This window comes from Streptomyces alkaliphilus, from assembly GCF_014141535.1.
Lineage (GTDB): Bacteria > Actinomycetota > Actinomycetes > Streptomycetales > Streptomycetaceae > Streptomyces > Streptomyces alkaliphilus.
Genome location: NZ_VKHT01000712.1, coordinates 1 through 2,771, shown reverse-complemented (window position 1 = coordinate 2,771; position 2,771 = coordinate 1). Strand labels below are relative to the sequence as shown.

At 73.4% G+C, this 2,771-nt stretch carries 2 protein-coding genes; both read left to right on the top strand.

Annotation, left to right across the window (positions count from 1 at the left end):
* Positions 1 to 5: 5 nt before the first annotated feature.
* Positions 6 to 1,571, top strand: a complete 1,566-nt coding sequence (locus tag FNQ90_RS18810) for a GMC family oxidoreductase (protein WP_182607448.1) — start codon at positions 6 to 8, stop codon at positions 1,569 to 1,571.
* Complete coding sequence (locus FNQ90_RS18805; RefSeq protein ID WP_182607447.1) at positions 1,568 to 2,755, top strand: betaine/proline/choline family ABC transporter ATP-binding protein; 1,188 nt, start codon at positions 1,568 to 1,570, stop codon at positions 2,753 to 2,755. The genes FNQ90_RS18810 and FNQ90_RS18805 overlap by 4 nt, the downstream gene beginning before the upstream one ends.
* Positions 2,756 to 2,771 lie beyond the last annotated feature (16 nt).

The window sequence follows — 2,771 nt, the reverse complement described above, 5'->3', positions numbered from 1 at the left end:
CCCGCGTGGACACCCCCCTGCCCGAGGCCCCCGCCGAGTACGACTACCTGATCGTCGGTGGCGGCACCGCCGGCTCGGTCATCGCCAACCGCCTCACCGAGGACGCCGACGTCACCGTGGCGCTGATCGAGGGCGGGCCCGGCGACCTGGACCGCCCCGACGTGCTGACCCTGCGCCGGTGGATGGGCCTGCTCGGCGGTGACCTCGACTACGACTACCCCACCGTCCCGCAGCCGCGCGGCAACTCCCACATCCGGCACAGCCGCGCCCGCGTCCTGGGCGGCTGCTCCTCCCACAACACCCTGATCTCCTTCAAGCCGCTGCCCTCGGACTGGGACGAGTGGCAGGAGCTGGGCGCCGACGGCTGGAACGCCACCGTCATGGACCCCTACTACGACCGGCTGCTCAACAACATCGTGCCGGTCGCCGAGAAGGACCGGAACGCCATCGCCCGGGACTTCGTCGCCGCCGCCCGCGACGCCCTGGACGTGCCGCGGATCGAGGGCTTCAACGCCGCCCCCTTCACCGAGGGCGTCGGTTTCTTCGATCTGGCCTACCACCCGGAGGACAACAAGCGCTCCTCCGCCTCGGTGGCCTACCTGCACCCGCACCTCATCGCCGGCGACCGGCCGGGGCTGACCCTGCTGCTGGAGACATGGGCGCACCGCCTGGAGTTCGCCGGCGACCGGGTGACCGGGGTCCGGGTGCGCGGCGCCGACGGCACCGACCGGCTGCTGACCGCCCGCCGCGAGGTGGTGCTGTGCGCCGGAGCCGTGGACACCCCGCGACTGCTGCTGCTCTCCGGCGTCGGCCCCGCCGAGGACCTGACGGAACTGGGCATCGAGGTGCGACACGACCTCCCGGGCGTGGGCGAGAACCTCATCGACCATCCCGAGTCGGTGATCGTCTGGGAGACCGACGGGCCGATCCCGGAGAACTCCGCGATGGACTCCGACGCGGGCCTGTTCGTGCGCCGGAACCCCGAATCACCGGGCCCGGACCTGATGTTCCACTTCTACCAGATCCCCTTCACCGACCACCCCGAGCGGCTGGGCTGGGAACGCCCCGCCCACGGCGTGTCGATGACGCCGAACATCCCCAAGCCGCGCAGCCGCGGCCGGCTGTACCTGATCAGCGCCGACCCGAAGGTCAAGCCCGCGCTGGACTTCCGGTACTTCACCGACGAGGACGACGAGGACGCCCGCACGCTGGTGGACGGCGTGCGACTGGCCCGGCGGATCGCCGCGAGCGAACCCCTGGCCGGCTGGCTGACCCGGGAGGTCTTCCCCGGCCCGGAGGTCACCGACGACGAGGAACTGAGCGCCCTGCTGCGTTCGGTCGCCCACACCGTCTACCACCCCGCCGGCACCTGCCGCATGGGCGCCGCGGACGACGAAATGGCGGTGGTGGACCCGCGGTTGAGGATCCGGGGGCTGTCCGGCGTGCGGATCGCGGACGCCTCGGTGTTCCCGACCCTCCCGGCGGTGAACCCCATGCTCGGGGTGTTGATGACCGGTGAGCGAGCCAGTGACCTGATACGCGAGACCCACCGTGGAGGAGACCACGCATGACCGACCGCACCGGTACCACCGGGAACCGCCCCGACACCCGGCCGCCCACCGACGGCGCGACGGGCACCGCGACCGCCGCCCCGGTGTTCTCCGTGCGCGGCCTGTGGAAGGTCTTCGGCACCGGCGCCGACCGCGTGCCCGATGACCCCGAACTCTCGGCCCTCTCCCCCGCCGGGCTGACCGCCCGCACCGGCTGCACCGCCGCCGTGCGCGACGTCTCCTTCGAGGTCCGCCCCGGCGAGTGCTTCGTGGTGATGGGCCTGTCCGGCTCCGGCAAGTCCACCCTGGTGCGCTGTCTGACCCGGCTCATCGAGCCCACCGCCGGAGAGCTGGAGATGGACGGCGAGGACGTCCTGGCCATGGACCGCCACCGGCTGCGCGAACTGCGCCGGCACCGCGCCGCCATGGTCTTCCAGCACTTCGGCCTCCTGCCGCACCGCAACGTGCTCGACAACATCGCCTACGGCCTGCGCATCCAGGGCGTGGCCAGGGAGGAGCGCCGCGAGCGGGCGGCGGCGATGGCCGCCAAGGTCGGCCTGGCCGGCCTGGAACACCGCCGCCCCGGCCAGCTCTCCGGCGGCCAGCAGCAGCGGGTGGGCATCGCCCGCGCGCTGGCCGTGGACCCCGAGGTGCTGCTGTTCGACGAGCCGTTCAGCGCCCTGGACCCGCTGATCCGCCGCGACATGCAGGAGGAGGTGCTGCGGCTGCGCCGCGAGGAGGGCCGCACGATGGTCTTCATCACGCACGACCTCAACGAGGCACTGCGCATCGGCGACCGCATCGCCCTGATGCGTGACGGCGGCATCGTGCAACTGGGCACCCCCGAGGAGATCGTCTCCTCCCCCGCCGACGACTACGTGCGCGACTTCGTGCGCGACGTGCCCCGCGCCTCCGTGGTCTCGGTGCGGCAGGCGCTGCGCCCGGCCCGCACAGGCGAGGACACGGCCGGTGAGGAACTGGCCCCGACCACCCCGGTCTCCGAGGCCGTCACCACCGTCGTCCGCTCCGGCGCCCCGGCCCGGGTCGTCGAGGACGGCCGCTGCCTGGGCGTCGTGGACGCCGAGCGGCTGCTGTCCGTCGTGGCCGGACCGGAGGCCGAGGCACCCCGACGCACCGGACGGGGGTCGGCGCCCGCCACGGGAGAGGCGGAGGGCGCGCGGAACGGGGAGGCGGCCCGACCATGAGCGCCCCCACCACCCC